Genomic DNA, 20,132 nt, shown 5'->3' with positions numbered 1-20,132 from the left:
CCTAAGAAACTATCCAGACAACACGTCTCGCGCTTTTACCGCATCAAAATCACGATCAACTTTCAGGTATACCGCGTTATTTTGACTGTTTAATGTCACTTCCAACACACCAGGCACTAACAGCAGCTCGGCTTCAATGCTGGAAACATTTGAACTATCAAAATCTCCATTCATCATCACACGCTTAACCCGGCTCACTTCTTTAACACCAAGAATAATAAAAAGCCAAAGCAGAGTGCTAGCAGCACCAATGCCATAAGCTAACTCTTGCGACCAAATATCGGTGACGAAACCTGAAATTACACCGCCCAAAAACGCACCGAAAAATTGAAAACTGGCGTAGAGGCCCATGGCCGTTCCTTTTTGTCCCGCAGGCGCAATGCTCGACACCAATGCAGGGAAATTCGCTTCCAAATAATTAAAGCCGGTAAAGAAAAGCACTACGGCCGCGGTAACCCACCACCAGCTATGGTCCTCTAAACTCAGCGCCAAAAACGCGCCGCCCATGAATACAACGCCGGTTACAAGGAGCGATTTAGGCGTACGGCCTCTTGCTGCTCCCATCATTATAATTAGACCTACAATTGACGCGCCTAAAACGGGTAAGTAGACCGTCCAGTGACTGTCTAGCGTCATATCAAAATTCAGTAGCGTAACGGGCAGTTGAACAAACAGCAGCGTTATCATCATGTGTAGAATCATCACGCTGATATTTAAACGCCATAACTGAGAAGAGAAGACTAAGCGCTTTAGCTGGTCTTTTTGTGGGAGTGTATCGCCACTGCTCAGCTGCACACCGTTTGGCACTACCCATTTAACCAGCGGCATGCAAAGAATGGCCAGAATACCAGTAATACCAAACACACCTGCAAGCCCGTAGCTGTTCGCAATGAGAGGTCCTAAAATAACGGCTAAATAGAATGAGAAGCCAATGGCTATTCCTATAATAGCTAACACTTTGGCTCGCTGACTTTCCCGGCTTACATCGGTAGCTAGCGCCATTATCGCACCTGCAATAGCCCCAGCGCCTTGAAGAATACGCCCAACAATCATCATGGCCATACTGTCGGCGTTTGCTGCTACAAAGCTTCCTAATGCAAATACAGCAAGCCCTAGCAAAATAACGGGTTTACGCCCCCATTTGTCAGACATCATACCCATAGGAATTTGCAGCGCAGCTTGGGTTAGGCCATATCCACCCACGGCAAGCCCTACCAACAGCGGCGAATAATCTGGGTAGTCCATTGCGGCTACAGCCAACACGGGCATAACCATGAACAGCCCCATCATGCGTAATACGTAAACGGAGGCGAGTGCAAGCGCGGCGCGTAATTCCAAAGCGTTCAAAGCGTCTTTTTCCCTCAATAAATAAAATCAAAAAAACGTAAAAGCGCGCAGAGAACACTTGTTTCTGCAGCATCAAGAATAAGGTCGCGAAGTGTAGCATAAATTGCTCTTGCGCCCACTTACCTTAAATTCGATTAATACAATTGGCGTTTTCTCCCGCTCAATGGGTCGATTTAGCCTTTTTGCCTTACTAGGGGTTTAAAAGTGGGGATAAAATCACCATTTTGCAATGTCGATAATCGAGAACTAATCGTAAGCTTATGTCCGTGAGGTGATCTGCTTACTCCGCTTACAGTATAACTTGAATGTCATATCACTTTACTTGACACCTATGGCATACTGATTCTTTTTCTCTCATTTAGGCTTCAATGGATAAAATCGAAATTCGCGGTGCTCGCACCCACAACTTGAAAAACATCGATTTAACACTGCCACGAGACAAACTGGTGGTGATAACCGGCCTTTCTGGCTCGGGTAAATCGTCTCTTGCATTCGACACGCTTTATGCAGAAGGCCAGCGTCGTTACGTTGAGTCTTTGTCTGCCTATGCTCGTCAGTTTCTATCTATGATGGAAAAACCAGATGTTGATCATATTGAGGGTTTATCACCAGCAATATCCATTGAGCAGAAATCAACATCGCATAACCCTCGTTCAACGGTGGGTACCATCACTGAAATATACGACTATCTGCGTTTGATGTTCGCGCGAGTGGGCACGCCACGCTGTCCAGACCACGATGTGCCGCTAGATGCACAAACGGTCAGCCAAATGGTCGATAAAGTGTTAGCGATGCCCGAGGGCAGTAAGTTAATGCTGCTAGCGCCTATTGTTAAAGAGCGTAAAGGCGAGCACGTTAAGACGCTGCAAAACCTGTCTGCTCAAGGCTTTATTCGCGCGCGTATCGACGGTGAAGTGTGTGACCTGTCTGATCCGCCGCCTCTCGATTTGCACAAGAAGCACACCATTGAAGTTGTGGTTGACCGCTTTAAAGTGCGCGATGACATGGCGCTGCGTTTAGCTGAATCGTTCGAGACGGCGCTGAGCCTTGCTGGCGGTAACGCGGTTGTGGCTGATATGGACGATAAAGACGCAGAAGAAATTGTATTTTCTGCCAACTTCGCCTGTCCACACTGCGGTTACAGCATTAGTGAACTTGAACCTCGTCTGTTTTCATTTAATAACCCAGCGGGTGCATGCCCAACTTGTGACGGGCTAGGTACAAGACAGTTTTTTGACCCAGCACGCGTAGTCGGCAATACCGAATTAAGTTTGTCTGGCGGCGCTATTCGCGGATGGGACAAGCGCAGCTATTACTACTTCCAAATGCTACAGGCAGTAGCAGACCATTATAAATTTAGCCTTACCGCACCATTTGAAGAGCTCGATAAAAAGCACCAGGACATTGTGCTTTATGGGTCTAAGGGCAAGTCGTTGTCGTTTAAGTACATAAACGAGCGTGGCGACGTGATGGAGCGCAAGCATCCATTTGAAGGCATTATCCCTAATATGGAGCGCCGCTATCGCGAGACCGAGTCGAACTCGGTGCGTGAAGAGTTAGCAAAATATTTAAGCCAGCAGCACTGCAGTAGCTGTAACGGCACCCGTCTGCGCGTTGAAGCACGTAATGTATTTATACAAGACACCAACCTGCCTGCCATTGCTGACATGTCAATTGCCGACGCGTATGGCTTTTTCGAGACACTCAACCTTGAAGGCCAACGCGCTCAGATAGCTGAAAAGATTTTGAAAGAAATCATGGACCGCTTGCGCTTCTTGGTAAACGTAGGTCTTAACTATCTTTCTATGTCGCGCAGCGCCGATACCCTGTCAGGGGGTGAAGCTCAGCGTATTCGACTGGCAAGTCAAATTGGCGCAGGCTTAGTGGGCGTTATGTACGTGCTGGATGAACCCTCTATCGGACTTCACCAACGGGATAATGAGCGCTTACTTGGTACGCTTACGCATTTGCGTGACCTGGGTAACACTGTTCTAGTTGTAGAGCACGACGAGGATGCCATTCGCGAAGCCGATTACATTGTAGATATTGGCCCAGGTGCAGGTGTGCATGGCGGTGAGATTATTGCCGAAGGCTCACTGGAAGACATTAAAAACAGTGAACACTCACTTACTGGAAAGTACTTATCTGGCAGAGAGAAAATAGATATCCCTGCAACACGTACACCGGTGAAAGACGACAAGTGGCTAGAGCTTTTAGGCGCAACCGGTAACAACTTGAAGTCTGTTGATTTACGTATACCTACCGGTGTAATGACCTGTGTAACCGGTGTATCGGGCTCGGGTAAATCAACGCTGATTAATGACACTTTCTACAAAATAGCGCAACGCGAGCTGAACAAGGCGACTACTTCTGAACCGGCGCCGCATAAGTCGATGACAGGATTAGACCAGCTAGATAAAGTGGTCGATATTGACCAAAGCCCTATCGGCAGAACCCCGCGCTCTAACCCAGCGACTTACGCTGGCATTTTCACACCTATTCGTGAAATGTTCGCCGGCACTCAAGAGTCGCGTTCACGGGGTTACAAGCCTGGCCGCTTTAGCTTTAACGTGAAAGGCGGTCGCTGTGAGGCGTGTCAGGGTGACGGCGTAATTAAAGTGGAAATGCACTTTTTGCCAGACGTATATGTGCCTTGTGACGTGTGTCAGGGCAAACGCTATAACCGTGAAACCCTAGAGATAAAGTACAAAGATAAGAACATTCACGAAGTATTAGAAATGACGGTGGAGGATGCCCGTCAGTTCTTCGATGCTATTCCGGCTATTTCACGTAAATTGCAAACCCTTATGGACGTGGGCTTGTCTTATATTCGACTAGGTCAAGCAGCCACTACGTTATCGGGTGGTGAAGCACAGCGCGTGAAATTGGCGAAAGAGTTGTCAAAAAGAGACACTGGGCAAACACTCTATATCTTGGATGAGCCAACCACCGGGTTGCATTTCCACGATATTAAACAGTTATTAGCCGTCCTTCACAGACTACGCGATCACGGTAATACCGTTGTGGTTATTGAGCATAACCTAGATGTGATTAAAACCGCAGACTGGATTGTTGACCTTGGACCCGAAGGTGGATCCGGAGGTGGCCAGATTATTGCAGAGGGAACACCTGAGCATGTGGCACAACAAGAAGTTTCACATACAGGTCGATTCCTGAAACCCATGCTCACACAAGCTTGAGCCGGTAACGAGGTAAATCCGTTAGCGTAAAGCGCACTCGTTTTCTATTTTGTTGCTGTGTAATTTACACAGCAGCTTGTAAGAAGTGCGCGATGACGTTTATTTACACGTTTTTCCATGCTGGTCAGAGCTTGTATTGGCAAATCATACGTTACGATGATTTTTGTGTATTTTTGCAGTAAGAATTGCTGGAGCGACAACTAATGAACCAAACGCCGCCATTAGCCTTAGTGAAAACATGGTATCACCTACTGTCATCATCAGAAGACAATGATGTGAAAGCACGCGCACAAGAAATGCTGTTAAAAGCCTTCGAGTCGCCTGAGGCCATCGCGATTTATCTAAAAGAACACAATATCCTTAAGCACTGATCAAAAAAGCCTTAGCGCAGTAAACGCTACTACGCTAAGGCTTAGTGTTTTTCATATCGAAAAAAGAATAGAAAAGGTTAAGCGTGCTTCGCCGCTTGAATAGCTAATCCTTCGCACACCGAGTTGAAAGCGTCATTCTCTAATCGAGGTAAACCGGTAAGTAGGTTTTCATATAGCGCATCAACCACGATTGGCGATAAACTCATACCACCTGTGATCATCACCACTTCTGGCTTTTCACTGCTATTTTCCAAGCATTCCACCACTAGCGCTTTCACTTTATCAAGCCAAGGTTTTAATGCCTTTTTGAGCGAGTCTTGCGAAATCTCCACGTCAAAATCATCTTCGATATAGTGCAGCGGCAAGGTAATGTTCTGCTTACTCGACAGTAGTTCCTTGGCTAATCGAGCCGAGTTCACCACGCGGGCAGACAACTTGTTCTCCTGAACAATAAGCAAGCGTTCTAATTGGGCTGGCTCTTTAATCACAGACATGGTTTGAGAAATATCTAACCCGTAATCGTCAGAGAAAAAGCGGGTGAGTGCAGGAATGTTATCAACCGCGCACATATCAGAGAAGTACGTAGGAGGAACAGGAAGCCCGTTAATCATCTTAAGGCCCATTCCCATTTCTGGGGCAATAGCCTTTAGCACCAAGCTTTTGTCGCAATCCATGCCGCCTAAACGCCTGCCTGTTACCGACAGAACATCCTCTTTGCGATCAAGCTGATTTGAACGCTCTGGGGAAAGCTTAATACAGCAAATATCCGTGGTCCCCCCACCAATATCGACAATCAGCGTAGTGGTATCCCTTGGTAGGGTTTGCTCAATTTTATACGCCGCTGCTATGGGTTCATCTAAGAAGTTAACCCCTGAAAACCCAGCTTTCGTCGCCGCTTCAGTCATTATTTGAATGGCCTGCGCGTTCCCTTCTTCACCACGGGTACCGTGAAACTTAACTGGACGGCCAATTACCGCATTATTAACAACCTTGCCTAGCTGCTGCTCTGCACACTGTTTAAAGTACGCCAACTGCTTAGCAATAATACCGATGAATGCTTGTTTTTGGTCACCGTCTAGCGAGGCGCCTAGAAAGTTCTTAGGTGAATAAATTAGACGGCCTTTATCAGGCATTTTAAGAAAGCGCCTAAACCCTTCTTCACCAAACGCAAACTTGCCGTGCTCTACTAAGCGCAGCAAAGGGATTTCGTCTAGCGACATGGCATGCATCAATTGTGCAATAGCTTTACGCTGTAATGCAGGCTTGTTGTGCAAATCACCGCGCAGCGAGTCGATACGGTCGCTATACATCGCCTGTTCTTTTGGATCTTTTGCCGAATAATAGCCGTCCTTCGCCTTATCTATTTGCTCACTGATAACGCGCTGTAACTGCGCCACTTTCGCTTCGACCATGGCATCAGGAGGCGGCGGCAGTTCATCTTCAAAATAGATGAACACCGAAGAACGGATTTTATTGCCCTTCTTATCTAACGGGTCGAGTTTGATGTGCTGATGGGCCGTTCCATCAAAATACACAACCTCAGAATTTGATGTACCGTAGTCAATCCCAATCGCAGTCATAGTATGTTCGCTCAAAAAGTTAGAAGCGGATTGTAAGTAAATACGAAAGTGCTTTCTAGCTTTGTATGTAATTGAGCTATATTGCTTTTAACAGAGCTATTGCAGCATTTAATTCTGAGTCACTGGCTGTATGCCCGTCCCAAGATACCGCCTGGGGCACAAAGTCCTCTCGATATGAGCCGTTCACATGGTAAAGACGTTCAAAACCCAGCTCTAAAGTTATGGTCGAATCAGGTAATTGAAATTGATTTATCCCGCCAAGCAAATCAGCCATGGGTGTGCCGATTACCGCCTTTGCACCAATGGCATCAAAGCCAATAGCCATACCTTCTCCCATACTGCCGGTCCAATGACCAACGAGTACCACTACTGGCTTACTGTAATAAGGTAATGAAGGGGTAACATAGGCCAAGTGTAGCTCTGCTTCTTGGTAGGGTTTTCCCGCATTTTGAATTTTGTAACCTTGATATGCGGTTTTGGCATTTACAAAGTGCCCCAAGATAGGCTCAGCTACACCAGTGTTTCCCCCGCTCGGCGTATTACGCAGGTCAATCACTAACCCCTGTGTTGATTCAAGTGACTCAAGAGCTTCTTTGAACGCACGAACGGTTTCAGAATTACCTAGATTATTATTAAAGCGGATGTACCCGATTCCCTCTTCCTGCTTAACTACCAGAGGAGCTTTTGTTCGAAGTAGATTAATAGCTTCGTAACTAGCTGCTAATTGCACGCGTTTGGCATCATCAAAATCAGACGCCACTTCAATGTGTCTTTCTTGATTGCGACGCCCACCTAAAGCCACATTAACCGCCCACGTTTTATGTGCGTCAGTAAGCGGTAGCGATGTGTTTCCAAAAACGCGTTGTATTGCGGCTTCTGTAGACTCGCCGTCAATACCTACAATCATGTCACCTAAGGCTAACTGGCTTTTGGCAGCAGCACTGCCCGCTTTAATACGTGTTATAACAAAGTCATCGCCTTGCTTTTCCACCCAAATATCAGACCCCGTTGGTGTGACGCTGTAGTCCGCTTCGTTTAGCGGTGATACGTTAAAATGCGGGTCGATAAAAAACTGCTTCACCACCTGCAATACGTCGACAAATTCCTCTTGCGTTGTCGCGTTTATTGCAAGGGGTTGGTAGTACGCTTTTAAAGCTTCCCAGTCGGTAGGTGCCGTATCTAAGTAGGCGTAGTTATCTTCAACAGTTTGAACAAAGGCTTGCCAGCTTTCTTTCGTATTGAAACCCTGGCTTTGTGCGCAGCTGCTTAGCGGAAGGAGTAATGACAGCAATATAATAATTCGATAAATCATAATGTTCCCTATTATGAATTGGAGTGATAAGGAAATTGTTCATTTAAGCGCGTAAGAAGCGATTGTTTTTTTAGCGCCTGCTCCATGCTTTTGAGAGAGGCTTCAAGATTGACCTCTATCTCTTCCCAAAGGGCATCATATACGTCTTCAAATTCTTGCATTATCGTCACTATCTGCGCCGCCTCGGCCTTTGCTTTAGGCGCAATATCGTACACGCGCTTTCGCGAGTCTCGTTCATCGGGCACAGAAACAAAAAAGCCGTCTGCAACACTTTGCTTCAACCGACTTTCAATAAGTTGACGTGAAAGACCAATGTGACTTGCTAGCTCAGTTGACGAAAGAGGCCCTTGAGTATGAATCGCCAGTACCAGAGAAATACGATTTGCAGGCAGACTAATATTAAGTGCTTCAAATACCTCTTGGCCTTGAGTTGCAATAAGCTCGCTAGCACGCAACAGTATCGCGCCAAACTGAGGACTTCTGATCATAAATAGGCACCTTGTGATTTTTCTTCAAACTCATTTATGCAAATATTTGCGCAAAAATTTGCATAAATCAACTTGTTTTTGAATGTGTATGTTTTGGTTAGGTGTTAAAAATGTTTTCCATCCGGATCAATTACTGTTTGATAAATGACTGAAATAGCTGCGGCATAATGCTAGAGTGAAAGCTAAATAAACAAAGAACCCTACTAAAAAATATGAGCCATTCAGTACCATTAGTTACGTCATTCGACGTACGTTTTTGTGAAACAGATGCCTTACAGCATGTAAGTAACACAGCATTAGTCGCTTGGTTTGAAGCAGCCAGAGAGCCTATTTTCAGAATGTTTACCCCTGAACTAGACTTACAAAATTGGCCGTTAATTTTAGCCAGCTACAAAGTCGATTTTTTAGCTCAAATTTTTTATGGCAAACCTGTGACGGTTAAAACCTACGTTAGCCGGCTAGGCAACAGTGCATTCGACGTGTTTCAAGAGTTATGGCAAGACGATAAGCTGTGCTCAACAGGCATCACCACCATGGTACATTTTGACTATAAAACACAGCGCTCTGCGCCTATCCCGGATAAAGTGAAATCAGAACTACAGTCTCACTTTAAAGAAGTACCAACTCAGTAATAAAGCGCAGTACGAGGTCTCCATGAGCGATTTAATTGAAGTTATTGATGATGTGTTACCACCAGAGCTGTGCAAACAACTCATGGAACGCTTTGAAAGCAGCCCTAATTTGTCTCAAGGCCGCACCGGTGGTGGCGTCGACTTAGATAAAAAGCGCAGCATGGATGTATCGATAAGTCGCAACCCGGAATTTAAAGACTTATTTCAACAAGTGATGCAGCACACCGGGCAGCAGCTGGTCTCCTACATTGAAAAGTACTACTTTGCGCTTGTTGGGCCTATTGGCTTGACCGTACGCCATCCCAAAACTGGTGAACCGGTAAAAGTAACAGGTGAAAATTTTAATGAAGTGGGCAAACCCAATTTGGCGAATTTGGTGAATTACCTGTTTCGGGTCGGCGATGTAAATGCACAGCGCTACACCGCGGGCAATGGTGGCTACCCGTACTGGCATTCAGAGGTCTATCCACAGCTTCAACATAACGACGCACTGCACCGCGTATTGCTGTTTATGTACTACTTAAACGATGTGGAAGAAGGCGGCGAGACGGAGTTTTATTATCAAAACCGTGCGGTTAAGCCTAAAGCAGGCAGAATGGTGATTGCGCCTGCCTATTTTACTCACACGCATCGCGGCCAAATTCCAAAAAGTAACGACAAGTACATTTTAACGTCTTGGCTTCTGTTTAACCGCGCTGAACAGATTTATACGCAGGGCTAGCTTAACGATAACTTCGTGATGATGTGCTCTAGCTCGCTGTACTCATTTTTGTCGATAGGTAAGAAGGGTGCAGGCAAGCTAGGCGTTTCACAATAGCCCAAAATTTCTGCCGCGGCTGCAACCACACGCAAGCCGCCGCCATTGCGCGCAAACATGCTCCATATTCCGCTTAACGCTTGTGACTGAGCCTGTGCATCAACAGCATTACCAGACTGAGCGGCGTCGATAATACGCATTACGGTTCGCGGGAATATTCCCCCTATAACGGAAAGCCAAAGGTCACAACCTTCACTCATTCCTGCTGCGCCAAAACTATCACCACTCACGCCTATAGCAATGTGTGCAGGCACTATCTCTCGTAATGATGCTAATCGGCGAGCGCCTTCGCTATTGCTTGCTCCAGAGGGGGAGATATCCTTGTTAGAACTATTATCCATTGCGCTTTTGGCAAATGGAGTTCCGGGTATTTTAATCGCTCCGATATTCGGTAATTTTCCAATACGGCGGTATAAATCATCGCTGAAGGTAAAATTAGTCACACGAGGATTTTCGTAAACGCAGATAGGCACAGATACCTCGTGACTCACGGCCTCATATAGGCCAAACACTTCTTCTTCGTTAAGCACTTGATAGGAAACGGGTGCTAACAGCACAGCATTAACACCTGCTTGCTGCACAGCTTCAACGTTTTTTAGCACGTCATAGGTACGAAGCGCCCCAACGCCTGCCATAACAGGAATGCCATTTGCGTGGTCAACGGCGAGCTTTGCTACGTCGTACTTTTCCTCTCGCGTTAGATAAGGATACAGCCCAGTTGAACCTATCGCGCAAATTGAATCTACATTCGCCGAAGCCAAATTATCAACAAGCCCTTTAAACGCTTTGTAATCAATAGCTTCTTGTTTAAAGGGGGTAATGGGAAACGCTGATAAACCTGTAAACACCTGATATCCTTTTTAAACGTTTTATGCTTAAAACCCTTCTACGGCTTCGCCTTTCAAACGGTAACCTACAGACGCAATATCGCCTTTCCAACCGTCAGTCGACAGTTCGCCGGTTACCCAAATTGCATCGTAAATATTATCTATGCGCACACCTTCTTCAAATTTTACGTAAACAATTTGATTAGACGGCGGCGGTGGTACGTGAATACAGGCTCCGAAATATGGAACAAGTAAGAACTCAGTGGTTAGCTCTGCCGTACCTTCTAGCGGCACAACAAAACCCGGGATTTTCACCCGTTTACCATCAAAGGTATCGACAACCGGTGCGTCAGGCTGAAGCTGACTCATCTCGCCATTGTGTTGAACTGAAGGTGGCGCGAGCTCATTAAAGCCCTCGGGCACTAGGTCTTCCCAATATACTTCAGTAGGAGTTTCATCTGCCAAAGAGTTAAAAGTTACAACCATCATTATTACAGCAAACAATGAAGTCATGGATAATTTATGGTGGATCATACTGCTCTCTATCGTTGAGTATTTTGTTCGCTTTTTTGTATCGGCTTTTGCTTGTCGTTTTCAATCTTCACTTTTTAGCCACATACAAAAAGGGCTGGTATTACACCAGCCCTTTGTATCATCAATTTAAAGCAGCGTGAATTATTCTGCTTCGAAACGCGCGATGCTTGCGGTAATTTCTTCTTTTGCAGCGGCAGCGTCTGCCCAACCGTCAATCTTCACCCATTTGCCTTCTTCAAGATCTTTATAGTGCTCGAAGAAGTGCTCAATTTGCTTAAGAAGAAGCGGAGGTACGTCTGCAATTTCTTTAACGTCACGATAGATAGTAGAAAGCTTGTCTACTGGTACCGCTAGTACTTTTGCGTCTTTACCAGACTCGTCAGTCATGTTTAGTACGCCAACTGGACGACACTTAATGACAGAACCTGCAAGTAGTGGGAACGGAGTCATTACTAGAACGTCAACTGGGTCGCCATCTTCAGACAACGTGTTGTTCACGTAACCGTAGTTAGTTGGGTAGTGCATGCAAGTTGCCATGAAACGGTCAACAAATAGTGCACCTGTGTCTTTGTCTACTTCGTACTTCACCGGGTCAGCGTGTGCTGGAATTTCGATGATCACATTTACTTCGTCTGGTACGTTTTTACCAGCAGAAATAGCACTCAAGCTCATTCTTTGGTCCTTTCAATGATGTATAAGAAATTTTGGGTTAAGTATACGGTGACAGCAGCAAAATAAAAACGCTTTACGACCCATGTCGTACTAATCTCTTTATTTTTCGTTAAATTTTGCTGCTTTTTCGCTATTTCGCGTTGTCGTTGTAGCTCAAGCACATCTCAACTTCTTCTTTGGAGCCGATAATGCACGGTACACGTTGATGAATTTCTTCAGGCATAACTTCCAGAATTCGACCAGTGCCAGTTTCTGCTTTTCCACCTGCTTGCTCCATTAAGAACGCCATCGGGTTGGCTTCGTAAAGTAAGCGTAATTTACCTGGCTTAGACGGGTCCCTGTTATCGAATGGATACATAAAGATGCCACCGCGACAAAGCAAACGATGAATATCACCCACCATTGCCGCTACCCAGCGCATATTAAAGTTTTTGCCTCTAGGGCCATCTTTACCTGCTAGAAGGTCGGCAATGTATGCCTGCATTGCAGGTTCCCAATGACGCTGGTTCGACGCATTAATCGAGAACTCTGAGGTTTGCTCAGGTACTTGAATATTAGGGTGAGTAAGCAGGAAACCACCGTGGGTTTTATCAAGCGTATAAATATGCGTGCCGCGACCCGTCGTCAACGCCAGCATAGTAGACGGGCCATACAGCACATAGCCTGCTGCTACCATCTGCGTTCCAGGCTGTAAGAAAGCAGACGGATCATCTGGTTTCATCCACTGAGGCGCATGGGTAATAGAGAAAATAGTACCGATTAGGCTGTTAATTTCAGTGTTTGACGACCCATCTAGCGGGTCGAAGCTTACTAAGTAATTACCGTCTGGATTACACGGCACAACGTCATCTTCTTCTTCAGAAGAAATGGCTTTTACGTAGCCAGATTCCCTTAGCGTGTCTTTTAAAATGTGGTTAGAGATAACGTCGAGCTTTTTCTGTGTTTCGCCCTGTACGTTTTCTGAAAGGGTTGAACCGAGCACGCCAGCAAGTGCGCCTTGACTCACGCGGAAAGAAATTTCTTTACAGCCCGCTAGCAGTGTACGAATGAGTAAAATTAACTCAAGCGGTGCACCGTCTTGTTGCAATTGGGAATTTAAACGTTTCATTGAATGTAAGCCTTTTTTTCGTGTGTAGGGTGTTGTGCTACCAGTCGCTCAGCTTTCCTTACCGGCGTTTGTCTGAAGCACACACAGGTTTTAAATCTGTGGTTAGATTGTAACCGTGTTCTTGGGTAAGTGGAACACGCCCGTAAAATGTCATACACACACCATACCAGTTTGCACATCATAGATTCTTAGGTGTTTAGCGTATTACAACGGCTTAAGGCATTTATTGAATGATTTAAATTGAATTATCTATAGGCCACGGGGTTCTGATACAGTACCCCAATAACATGATAATTCATTGAGAATGCGCTATGCATGTACATATTTTAGGCATTTGTGGAAGTTTTATGGGCGGCATCGCCGCTATTGCTAAATCACTCGGCCACAAAGTAACAGGGTCTGATAAAAACGTTTATCCGCCCATGAGCACCCAGCTTGAAGCATTAGGCATTGAGTTGACCGAAGGTTATTGCGAAAGCCAGTTTGATCCAGCGCCAGATATGGTAGTGATTGGTAACGCGATGTCGCGCGGTAACCCCGCCGTCGAATACGTGTTAAATAGAAATCTTCCTTATACCAGTGGCCCACAATGGTTGCTTGATAACTTACTAAAAGATCGTTGGGTCATTGGGTTATCAGGTACCCACGGTAAAACAACCACCAGCAGTATGGTCGCGTGGATTTTAGAACACGCTGGTCTTAACCCTGGTTATTTAATTGGCGGCGTTCCAGAGAACTTTGGCGTATCGGCTCGCGTGGGTGAAAGCCCCTTTTTTGTCATTGAAGCTGACGAATACGACAGCGCATTTTTCGATAAGCGTTCTAAGTTCGTACACTATCGCCCAAAAACCTTGGTAATTAACAACCTTGAGTTTGACCATGCAGATATTTTTGCTGACCTTGGGGCTATTCAAACCCAGTTCCACCATTTGGTTCGCATGGTGCCAGAAAACGGGCTTATTCTTACACCTAACAATACGTCCGCAATTGAGGATATGCTCAAGAAAGGTTGCTGGTCTTCTCGCCAATCGTTGGGCAAAGAGTGGCATGCAGAACTGTTAAAGAAAGACGGCAGTGAATTCAATGTATTACATAACGGCGTTATAGCTGGTACGGTAACCTGGGCTTTGGTTGGTCAACACAATGTGGACAATGCTTTAATGGCCATAGCTGCTGCCCACCATGCAGGTGTTACCTTACCTGATGCCATAGACGCCTTATCATTTTTTAAGAATGTTAAGCGTCGCATGGAAGTAAAGGGTGAAGTAAACAACATCACCCTTTATGACGACTTTGCACACCACCCTACTGCAATTGCGACTACACTTGATGGACTGCGCAAGAAAGTGGGTAATGCCCGTATTCTGGCTGTGCTAGAGCCGCGCTCTAATACGATGAAAATGGGCGTGCACAAAGATACGCTGGCAAACTCATGGCAGAAAGCCGATGAGGTTTACCTTTATGAACCTGAAGGCATGGACTGGTCGTTAGTCGATTCGGTAGCGCACAGCAACGCGCCTACGCACTGCTTCAGAGATGTAGAGAAGATCGTTCAAGGCGTTTGCAACGTAGCACAACCGGGCGATCATATTCTTGTAATGAGTAACGGCGGTTTTGAAGGCATTCATGGCCGAATACTCGACGCCCTAAAAATGAAGTCCAAATTGTAAATAGACAGAATAAAACGAAGTGTTACCCGATAGACAAGCGCATTACGCTTGTCATCTACAGAGGCTATACAATGAAACATGACAAGCAAGTCACGCTTGCTATCACAGGCGCATCTGGCGCGCCTTATGCGCTTACACTATTGAAATCGCTAGTTAACGCCGATTACCAAGTGTATGTATTAATCTCTTCCGCTGCCAAAGTGGTGTTTACCACCGAAGAGAACGTCAAGATACCCGGGCGTCCCGAAGATGCAGCTGCGTTCTTTACCGAGCATTGCAATGCAAAACCTGACCAAATCAAGGTATTTGGAAAAGAAGAGTGGTTTTCACCGGTAGCTTCAGGCTCAGCGGCCCCCGCAAAAATGGTGGTTTGCCCGTGTTCTACAGGTACGCTTTCGGCCATTAGTATTGGCGCTAGCGACAACCTTATTGAGCGCGCAGCTGATGTCATTCTAAAAGAGCGTGGACAACTTATTTTGGTGCCTCGTGAAATGCCACTTTCTTCTATTCATCTAGAAAATATGCTCAAGCTTTCGCAAATGGGTGCTACTATTATGCCTGCAGCGCCTGGCTTTTATCACAATCCTAAAACTATCGATGACTTGGTAGATTTTGTGGTGGCGCGCATATTAGACCACCTAGGTATTGAGCAGTCTCTTGTCGCAAGATGGGGCTACCAGTCTTCCAAACATTCTGAGGATTAACCATGTTCGCGTTTGCAAACAGGATTTGCGCAGTTGCGCTGAGCACGCTATTTACATTGTGTATTTCATCACCCGCTTTCGGATGGGGGCAAACCGGTCACCGAGTGACTGGCGCTATTGCCGAGCAATATCTTAGCCCTCTTTCACAAGCTGCACTAATGGAGTTATTACCACACGGTTCGTTGGCTGAAGCCTCAACTCACGCTGACGAAATGCGTTCTGCCCCCAGCGAATTTTGGCAGAAAACCGCTAGCCCTTGGCACTATGTATCTGTACCTGAAGGAAAGACCTACGAAGAAGTTGGCGCACCAAAGCAAGGTGATGCGGTTACCGCGTTAAAGCAGTTTACTGAAACGTTAAAAAGCGACACCGCCACCATTGAAGAAAAGCGTCTGGCCCTTCAGTTCATTGTGCATATTATTGGCGACCTTCATCAGCCGCTTCATGCCGGAAACGGAACTGATCGTGGCGGTAACGATGTAAAAGTGCGCTTCTTCTGGCAAGACTCTAACTTACATCGCGTGTGGGACTCGCAAATGCTAGATCAGCGCGACCTGTCTTATTCGGAGTGGACGTCTTGGTTAACAAAAGCTATTACGGCTAAGGATATTCGCAGTTGGGCCACCACCGACCCTATGGTGTGGATTGAAGAAAGCACCGCTATTCGCGATACCATTTATCCTGATGACGCAAACAATATGAGCTATGACTACTTATACAACCACCTGCCTACTGCTAAAAAGCGTTTGCAGATGGCGGGAATTCGCATTGCCATGTATTTGAACAGCGTGTTCGAAGAAGCGAATAAATAGTCTCGCTTCAACCTGGCTGGCGCAGTAAAAGATAAAAAATGGAGGCTTTTGGCCTCCGTTTTCTTTTTAATTAATCATTTATTTCGCTACCAGTAGCGTTTGGCTAACCCAAAAGGTTTAGTCTAAATCTAACGGCTCAGGAGAGAGAATAACGCCCGTGCTATCAGCATACAAATGATCTTCTGGTAAAAACGTAACGCCACCAAAGTTAACGGGCACGTCTACCTCACCAATACTTTCACACTCAGCATTTACTGGAATGGCGGCTACCGCCAAAACACCGATATCTAATTCGGCAAGGCTATCAACTTCTCGCACGCTGCCGTATATCACAACCCCTTCCCAATCGTTGTCGATTGCAACTTGAGCAGAGGATGCATCGAACAGTGCACGACGGCTAGAACCACCGCCATCAATAAGCAGTACTTTTCCAGCGCCGGGCTGAGCAAGTACTCGGTCGATAAGGCCTCTGTCTTCAAAGCATTTAATTGTGGTAATTTCACCACCGAAAGAATACCGGCCACCAAAGCTCGCGAAAATTGGATCTACCACGTCTACGCTATCAGCAAACAAATCGCATAATTCAGATGTGTTGTATTCCATCGTTCTGCCTTACTAAAATTGAGAAGACTAAAATTAAGTGAAAACAAAGCGCTGCTTACGCTTCTAAAACTAGCATAGCATTAAATGTGGCAATGCAAACGTTTGATTTCACGCCTTTCGTCGAATTTTCTACTTTTTTCAAAACTCATCAAAACTTGCTCTCCCCTCCCCCAAATGAGCACATATTTTGCTTAGCTTTTGTCTTTTACAGCCATTCCCAATATCTGTTCGCCAGGACAAAAGAAAAAGTAAAAGCGAAGCTCGCTGTCAAAAAAGTTTCTTTTTTTCGTCACCCACTGGTCACAGATGAACTTTAGCCTGTGCAGTAATTAACCGATAGGGGACAAGGCGATGTTGATTAAATCCTTGACCAAATACGATACTGACTTGTTTTATCGCCTGTACAAACTGACGCAAAAAAGAGACTGCAGAAGTATTATCTGGCTGTCGAAAACCGGCGATGGTTACCTGTACCTTGTTATCGGTGCGCTGCTTTGGGCATTTGAGCCTGAACACGGTGAGCTTTTCCTCTACACAGCGCTGATGGCTTATGCGCTGGAATTACCCATTTATGTGCTGCTTAAGAAAATGTTCAAGCGCCCTCGCCCTTGCGATTTTCTAATGAATTTAACAGCACATGTCACGCCTTCTGATAAATTCTCTCTTCCTTCAGGCCACACGGCAGCAGCCACATTGATGGCGAGCATAGTGGCTCATTATTATCCGTCGTTTGCGGTATTGGCTTACAGCTGGGCCGCGTTAATTGGTCTTTCACGTGTGTTACTGGGTGTTCATTACCCGTCAGACGTGATCGCAGGGACACTTTTAGGCGTTACAATAGCAACGTTGAGCATTTCTATTCTGGGGTAGCATGAGATTATTGTATGGTGTTCAAGGCACCGGTAACGGACACATCGCCCGTGCACGAATAATGGCTGCAGCTCTGGCACAGCGCGATGACATTAACGTTGACTTTGTATTTACCGGTCGTCCCCCTGAGAAGTATTTCGACATGGAAATATTCGGAGAATACCGAACCTTTACTGGCCTGAGCTTTATCACCAAAGGAGGCCGGGTTGATAAATGGGCGACCGTTAAAGATGCAAATGTAAGCCAGTTTATTAAAGACGTGAAAGCCTTTGATACCAGCAACTACGATTTGCTGGTCAATGACTTTGAGCCCGTCACGGCGTGGGCAGCTAAACAACAAGGTCTACCATCTATTTCGATTAGCCATCAGGCTGCATTTGCCTACGACGTCCCTAAAAGTGGCAACACGATTTTCGATTCCTTGCTAATGAAAGTGTTTGCGCCAACAGAGATTCAACTAGGTGTGCACTGGTATCACTTCAATCAACCGATTATTCCGCCATTCGTTGCAGAAAAGCCGATTGTGTCTTCGGGAAATGGCCACGTTCTTGTTTACTTGCCTTTTGAAGATATTGAAGATGTTCAACAAATGTTGGAACCGCTAAGCGATCAGGTTTTCGAATGCTTTCACCCGAACATCGATGAAGCGAAAGAAGTGGGACATATTCATTGGCACCCTACATCTAAGAAGCACTTTCAAAAAGCCCTACAGCACGCCAGTGGCGTAATCGCCAATGGGGGGTTTGAGCTATCGAGTGAGGCACTTCAACTGGGCAAGAAGCTGCTTATAAAACCTTTACACGGCCAATTTGAGCAACTATCGAATGTGCTTACATTAAATAAATTGGATTTATGCCACACCCTGTTTCAACTTGATACCGACATTGTTGAAGAGTGGCTAGAAGCTCCCGACAACGAAGCAATTGCCTTTCCAGACAACCCCAACATTCTTATCGATTGGCTTAAAAACAAAGACTTTTCTGATACGCAAAGCCTGTGCGATGCGCTTTGGAAAAACGTTCGATATGGCGATAAAACACAAGAACGATTATTGGCTCTTGCAATTTAACGCCGCAATGCGATGATAGCGGCATTTATCGTATTCTTCGCGGGATTTTTCGTGCTTAAAAAGTCAGTTGTTTTCTTGCTAACACTCACAGCATTATGTGGCTGTGGTTACAAAGGGGCGCTCTACATTCCTGAGGCGCCTGCACAAAACACGTCTGCTGAACCAGCGTCTTCTGAAAATGCAGAAACCGGCGCCGACTCTGACACCAATAACACTTCACCCGTAACTACTTCTGGAGAGCTGAACTAGTGGATTATTTCGCCTACAGCCAAGGTCAGCTTCATGCTGAACAAGTGGCTGTTTCTGATATTGCAGCCCAGCATGGAACGCCGGTTTACATCTATTCACGTGCAACGTTAGAGCGTCACTGGCACGCATTTAATGATGCCATTGGTGAGCATCCTCACCTTGTGTGTTATGCGGTAAAAGCGAATTCGAACATCGGTGTATTAAGCGTTCTAGCCAAATTAGGTTCAGGCTTTGATATCGTTTCAGCAGGTGAACTCGCTCGCGTAATCGAGGCCGGTGGCGATGCAAGTAAGGTAGTATTTTCAGGCGTTGGTAAAAAGCATGATGAAATTCGCTATGCGCTAGAACAAGGCATCATGTGTTTCAACGTAGAATCAGAGCCAGAGCTTCATCGAATTAACCAGGTTGCAGGCGAAATGGGCACGAAAGCCCCTATTTCACTGCGCATAAACCCGGATGTGGATGCCAAAACTCACCCTTATATTTCTACAGGCTTGAAGGCAAATAAATTCGGTATTGCCCGTGAGCGAGCGCTTGCTACCTATGAATTGGCCGCATCGCTACCTCATTTAAATGTTGTTGGTATGGACTGCCATATCGGCTCACAGCTCACAGAAATCGGCCCATTCGTAGACGCCTTGGAGCGCCTACTTTTGCTTATTGATGAATTAGCTGAACGTAACATTATCATTGAACATTTAGATGTGGGCGGTGGTCTTGGCGTTACTTATAACAACGAGCAACCACCTCATCCTAAAGCCTATGCACAAGCCATGGCTGAAAAAATGGTAGGCCGTGAAAACCTAAAGCTTATTCTTGAGCCAGGCCGCGCTATTGCAGCAAACGCTGGTATTTTAGTTACCGAAGTTGAATTCATTAAAGAAGGTGAAGAAAAAAGCTTCGCCATTGTCGACGCTGCAATGAACGACTTATTACGCCCTGCACTTTACTCAGCTTGGCAAAAAATTATTCCTGTAAAAGAAGAAACTACGGCAACACCACGTATTTACGATGTAGTAGGCCCAGTGTGTGAAACTGGTGACTTTATAGGAAAAGATCGTGAATTAGCCATTGAACCAACAGACTTACTTGCAGTTCGCAGCGCCGGTGCCTATGGTTTTGTTATGGCGTCAAACTACAACAGCCGCTGTCGTCCAGCCGAGATTATGGTAGACGGTGACAAAGCAATTGTGGTTCGCGAAAGAGAAAAACAAAAAGATCTCTGGCAAGGTGAGTACAAACTTCCGTAAACTAGAGACAAACTAAC

20 protein-coding genes are annotated in these 20,132 nt (G+C 45.8%); 11 read left to right on the top strand and 9 right to left on the bottom strand.

The features are described from left to right. Positions 1-9: 9 nt before the first annotated feature. Positions 10-1,347, bottom strand: coding sequence for an MFS transporter (locus tag MHM99_RS08025; protein ID WP_239218832.1), 1,338 nt, complete (start codon positions 1,345-1,347; stop codon positions 10-12). Between the two features lie 368 nt (positions 1,348-1,715). On the opposite strand from MHM99_RS08025, the gene uvrA reads away from it, so the two are divergent. Beyond that, a complete protein-coding gene (gene uvrA, locus MHM99_RS08020; RefSeq protein WP_049587075.1) occupies positions 1,716-4,547 on the top strand; it encodes an excinuclease ABC subunit UvrA in 2,832 nt (943 codons plus the stop codon). A 203-nt stretch (positions 4,548-4,750) separates the two neighbouring features. Further along, positions 4,751-4,918, top strand: coding sequence for a hypothetical protein (locus MHM99_RS08015; protein WP_012516741.1), 168 nt, complete (start codon positions 4,751-4,753; stop codon positions 4,916-4,918). A 77-nt stretch (positions 4,919-4,995) separates the two neighbouring features. Here the strand turns inward: MHM99_RS08015 and MHM99_RS08010 are convergent, their stop codons facing one another. The 3 genes from MHM99_RS08010 to MHM99_RS08000 form a co-directional block, all read right to left on the bottom strand. After that, positions 4,996-6,498 (bottom strand): Hsp70 family protein, encoded by a 1,503-nt coding sequence (locus MHM99_RS08010; RefSeq protein ID WP_239218830.1) that lies wholly within the window; start codon positions 6,496-6,498, stop codon positions 4,996-4,998. A 76-nt stretch (positions 6,499-6,574) separates the two neighbouring features. After that, a complete protein-coding gene (locus tag MHM99_RS08005; protein ID WP_239218828.1) occupies positions 6,575-7,810 on the bottom strand; it encodes a S41 family peptidase in 1,236 nt (411 codons plus the stop codon). Positions 7,811-7,821: 11 nt separating this feature from the next. After that, positions 7,822-8,298 (bottom strand): hypothetical protein, encoded by a 477-nt coding sequence (locus MHM99_RS08000; protein WP_014947866.1) that lies wholly within the window; start codon positions 8,296-8,298, stop codon positions 7,822-7,824. Between the two features lie 212 nt (positions 8,299-8,510). Here MHM99_RS08000 and MHM99_RS07995 point away from each other — a divergent pair, with 212 nt between their 5' ends. Both MHM99_RS07995 and MHM99_RS07990 read left to right on the top strand, forming a co-directional pair. Then, entirely contained in the window at positions 8,511-8,930 is a 420-nt protein-coding gene (locus MHM99_RS07995) for a thioesterase family protein (RefSeq protein WP_014947865.1), read from the top strand. Between the two features lie 22 nt (positions 8,931-8,952). After that, entirely contained in the window at positions 8,953-9,651 is a 699-nt protein-coding gene (locus tag MHM99_RS07990; RefSeq protein ID WP_039236833.1) for a 2OG-Fe(II) oxygenase, read from the top strand. On the opposite strand, the gene MHM99_RS07985 is transcribed toward MHM99_RS07990, so the two are convergent. The 4 genes from MHM99_RS07985 to MHM99_RS07970 all read right to left on the bottom strand — a co-directional run bounded on the left by MHM99_RS07985 (position 9,648) and on the right by MHM99_RS07970 (position 12,888). Then, a complete protein-coding gene (locus MHM99_RS07985; RefSeq protein WP_168533014.1) occupies positions 9,648-10,595 on the bottom strand; it encodes a dihydrodipicolinate synthase family protein in 948 nt (315 codons plus the stop codon). The two genes, MHM99_RS07990 and MHM99_RS07985, sit on opposite strands and share 4 nt — an antisense overlap. 27 nt (positions 10,596-10,622) lie before the next feature. After that, entirely contained in the window at positions 10,623-11,108 is a 486-nt protein-coding gene (locus MHM99_RS07980; protein WP_014947862.1) for a DUF3299 domain-containing protein, read from the bottom strand. Positions 11,109-11,249: 141 nt separating this feature from the next. Next, the gene (ppa, locus tag MHM99_RS07975; protein WP_014947861.1) at positions 11,250-11,780 is read right to left on the bottom strand and encodes an inorganic diphosphatase; all 531 of its coding nucleotides are present in this window, start codon (positions 11,778-11,780) and stop codon (positions 11,250-11,252) included. Positions 11,781-11,910: 130 nt separating this feature from the next. Beyond that, positions 11,911-12,888 carry a class 1 fructose-bisphosphatase gene (locus MHM99_RS07970; protein ID WP_014947860.1) on the bottom strand — a complete coding sequence of 326 codons (978 nt, stop codon included), beginning with the start codon at positions 12,886-12,888 and terminating at the stop codon, positions 11,911-11,913. A gap of 311 nt (positions 12,889-13,199) precedes the next feature. Between MHM99_RS07970 and mpl the strand changes: the two genes are divergently transcribed. From mpl to MHM99_RS07955, 3 genes are all read left to right on the top strand, one after another. Beyond that, positions 13,200-14,558 carry a UDP-N-acetylmuramate:L-alanyl-gamma-D-glutamyl-meso-diaminopimelate ligase gene (gene mpl, locus MHM99_RS07965; protein WP_239218826.1) on the top strand — a complete coding sequence of 453 codons (1,359 nt, stop codon included), beginning with the start codon at positions 13,200-13,202 and terminating at the stop codon, positions 14,556-14,558. Positions 14,559-14,629: 71 nt separating this feature from the next. Next, entirely contained in the window at positions 14,630-15,262 is a 633-nt protein-coding gene (locus tag MHM99_RS07960; protein WP_239218824.1) for a flavin prenyltransferase UbiX, read from the top strand. A gap of 2 nt (positions 15,263-15,264) precedes the next feature. After that, positions 15,265-16,074: a S1/P1 nuclease gene (locus tag MHM99_RS07955; protein WP_239218822.1), complete on the top strand. Its 810-nt coding sequence runs from the start codon at positions 15,265-15,267 to the stop codon at positions 16,072-16,074. A gap of 117 nt (positions 16,075-16,191) precedes the next feature. Here the strand turns inward: MHM99_RS07955 and rraA are convergent, their stop codons facing one another. Then, the gene (gene rraA, locus MHM99_RS07950; protein ID WP_014947855.1) at positions 16,192-16,677 is read right to left on the bottom strand and encodes a ribonuclease E activity regulator RraA; all 486 of its coding nucleotides are present in this window, start codon (positions 16,675-16,677) and stop codon (positions 16,192-16,194) included. Between the two features lie 351 nt (positions 16,678-17,028). Between rraA and MHM99_RS07945 the strand changes: the two genes are divergently transcribed. From MHM99_RS07945 to lysA, 4 genes are read left to right on the top strand one after another with little or no spacing between them, the layout of a single operon-like run. After that, entirely contained in the window at positions 17,029-17,547 is a 519-nt protein-coding gene (locus tag MHM99_RS07945; protein ID WP_014947854.1) for a phosphatase PAP2 family protein, read from the top strand. 1 nt (position 17,548) lies between these two features. Further along, entirely contained in the window at positions 17,549-18,616 is a 1,068-nt protein-coding gene (locus tag MHM99_RS07940) for an MJ1255/VC2487 family glycosyltransferase (RefSeq protein ID WP_014947853.1), read from the top strand. A 12-nt stretch (positions 18,617-18,628) separates the two neighbouring features. Beyond that, entirely contained in the window at positions 18,629-18,865 is a 237-nt protein-coding gene (locus MHM99_RS07935; protein WP_275445463.1) for a lipoprotein, read from the top strand. Next, on the top strand, positions 18,865-20,115 hold the full coding sequence (gene lysA / locus MHM99_RS07930) for a diaminopimelate decarboxylase (protein WP_039226879.1): 1,251 nt from the start codon (positions 18,865-18,867) through the stop codon (positions 20,113-20,115). Before MHM99_RS07935 ends, lysA begins: the two co-directional genes overlap by 1 nt. Positions 20,116-20,132 lie beyond the last annotated feature (17 nt).

Origin of the sequence: Alteromonas sp. MmMcT2-2, from assembly GCF_022348305.1 — a bacterium.
Taxonomy (GTDB): Bacteria; Pseudomonadota; Gammaproteobacteria; order Enterobacterales; family Alteromonadaceae; genus Alteromonas; species Alteromonas macleodii.
This window is presented reverse-complemented; position numbering and strand designations above follow the sequence as displayed.

Bases quoted from the DNA above. Each gene is read 5' to 3' on its own strand.
- uvrA (WP_049587075.1), top strand. From the start codon at position 1,716: ATGGATAAAATCGAAATTCGCGGTGCTCGCACCCACAACTTGAAAAAC.
- MHM99_RS08015 (WP_012516741.1), top strand. From the start codon at position 4,751: ATGAACCAAACGCCGCCATTAGCCTTAGTGAAAACATGGTATCACCTA.
- MHM99_RS08010 (WP_239218830.1), bottom strand. From the start codon at position 6,498: ATGACTGCGATTGGGATTGACTACGGTACATCAAATTCTGAGGTTGTG.
- MHM99_RS08005 (WP_239218828.1), bottom strand. From the start codon at position 7,810: ATGATTTATCGAATTATTATATTGCTGTCATTACTCCTTCCGCTAAGC.
- MHM99_RS08000 (WP_014947866.1), bottom strand. From the start codon at position 8,298: ATGATCAGAAGTCCTCAGTTTGGCGCGATACTGTTGCGTGCTAGCGAG.
- MHM99_RS07995 (WP_014947865.1), top strand. From the start codon at position 8,511: ATGAGCCATTCAGTACCATTAGTTACGTCATTCGACGTACGTTTTTGT.
- MHM99_RS07990 (WP_039236833.1), top strand. From the start codon at position 8,953: ATGAGCGATTTAATTGAAGTTATTGATGATGTGTTACCACCAGAGCTG.
- MHM99_RS07980 (WP_014947862.1), bottom strand. From the start codon at position 11,108: ATGATCCACCATAAATTATCCATGACTTCATTGTTTGCTGTAATAATG.
- ppa (WP_014947861.1), bottom strand. From the start codon at position 11,780: ATGAGCTTGAGTGCTATTTCTGCTGGTAAAAACGTACCAGACGAAGTA.
- MHM99_RS07970 (WP_014947860.1), bottom strand. From the start codon at position 12,888: ATGAAACGTTTAAATTCCCAATTGCAACAAGACGGTGCACCGCTTGAG.
- mpl (WP_239218826.1), top strand. From the start codon at position 13,200: ATGCATGTACATATTTTAGGCATTTGTGGAAGTTTTATGGGCGGCATC.
- MHM99_RS07960 (WP_239218824.1), top strand. From the start codon at position 14,630: ATGAAACATGACAAGCAAGTCACGCTTGCTATCACAGGCGCATCTGGC.
- MHM99_RS07955 (WP_239218822.1), top strand. From the start codon at position 15,265: ATGTTCGCGTTTGCAAACAGGATTTGCGCAGTTGCGCTGAGCACGCTA.
- rraA (WP_014947855.1), bottom strand. From the start codon at position 16,677: ATGGAATACAACACATCTGAATTATGCGATTTGTTTGCTGATAGCGTA.
- MHM99_RS07945 (WP_014947854.1), top strand. From the start codon at position 17,029: ATGTTGATTAAATCCTTGACCAAATACGATACTGACTTGTTTTATCGC.
- MHM99_RS07940 (WP_014947853.1), top strand. From the start codon at position 17,549: ATGAGATTATTGTATGGTGTTCAAGGCACCGGTAACGGACACATCGCC.
- MHM99_RS07935 (WP_275445463.1), top strand. From the start codon at position 18,629: ATGATAGCGGCATTTATCGTATTCTTCGCGGGATTTTTCGTGCTTAAA.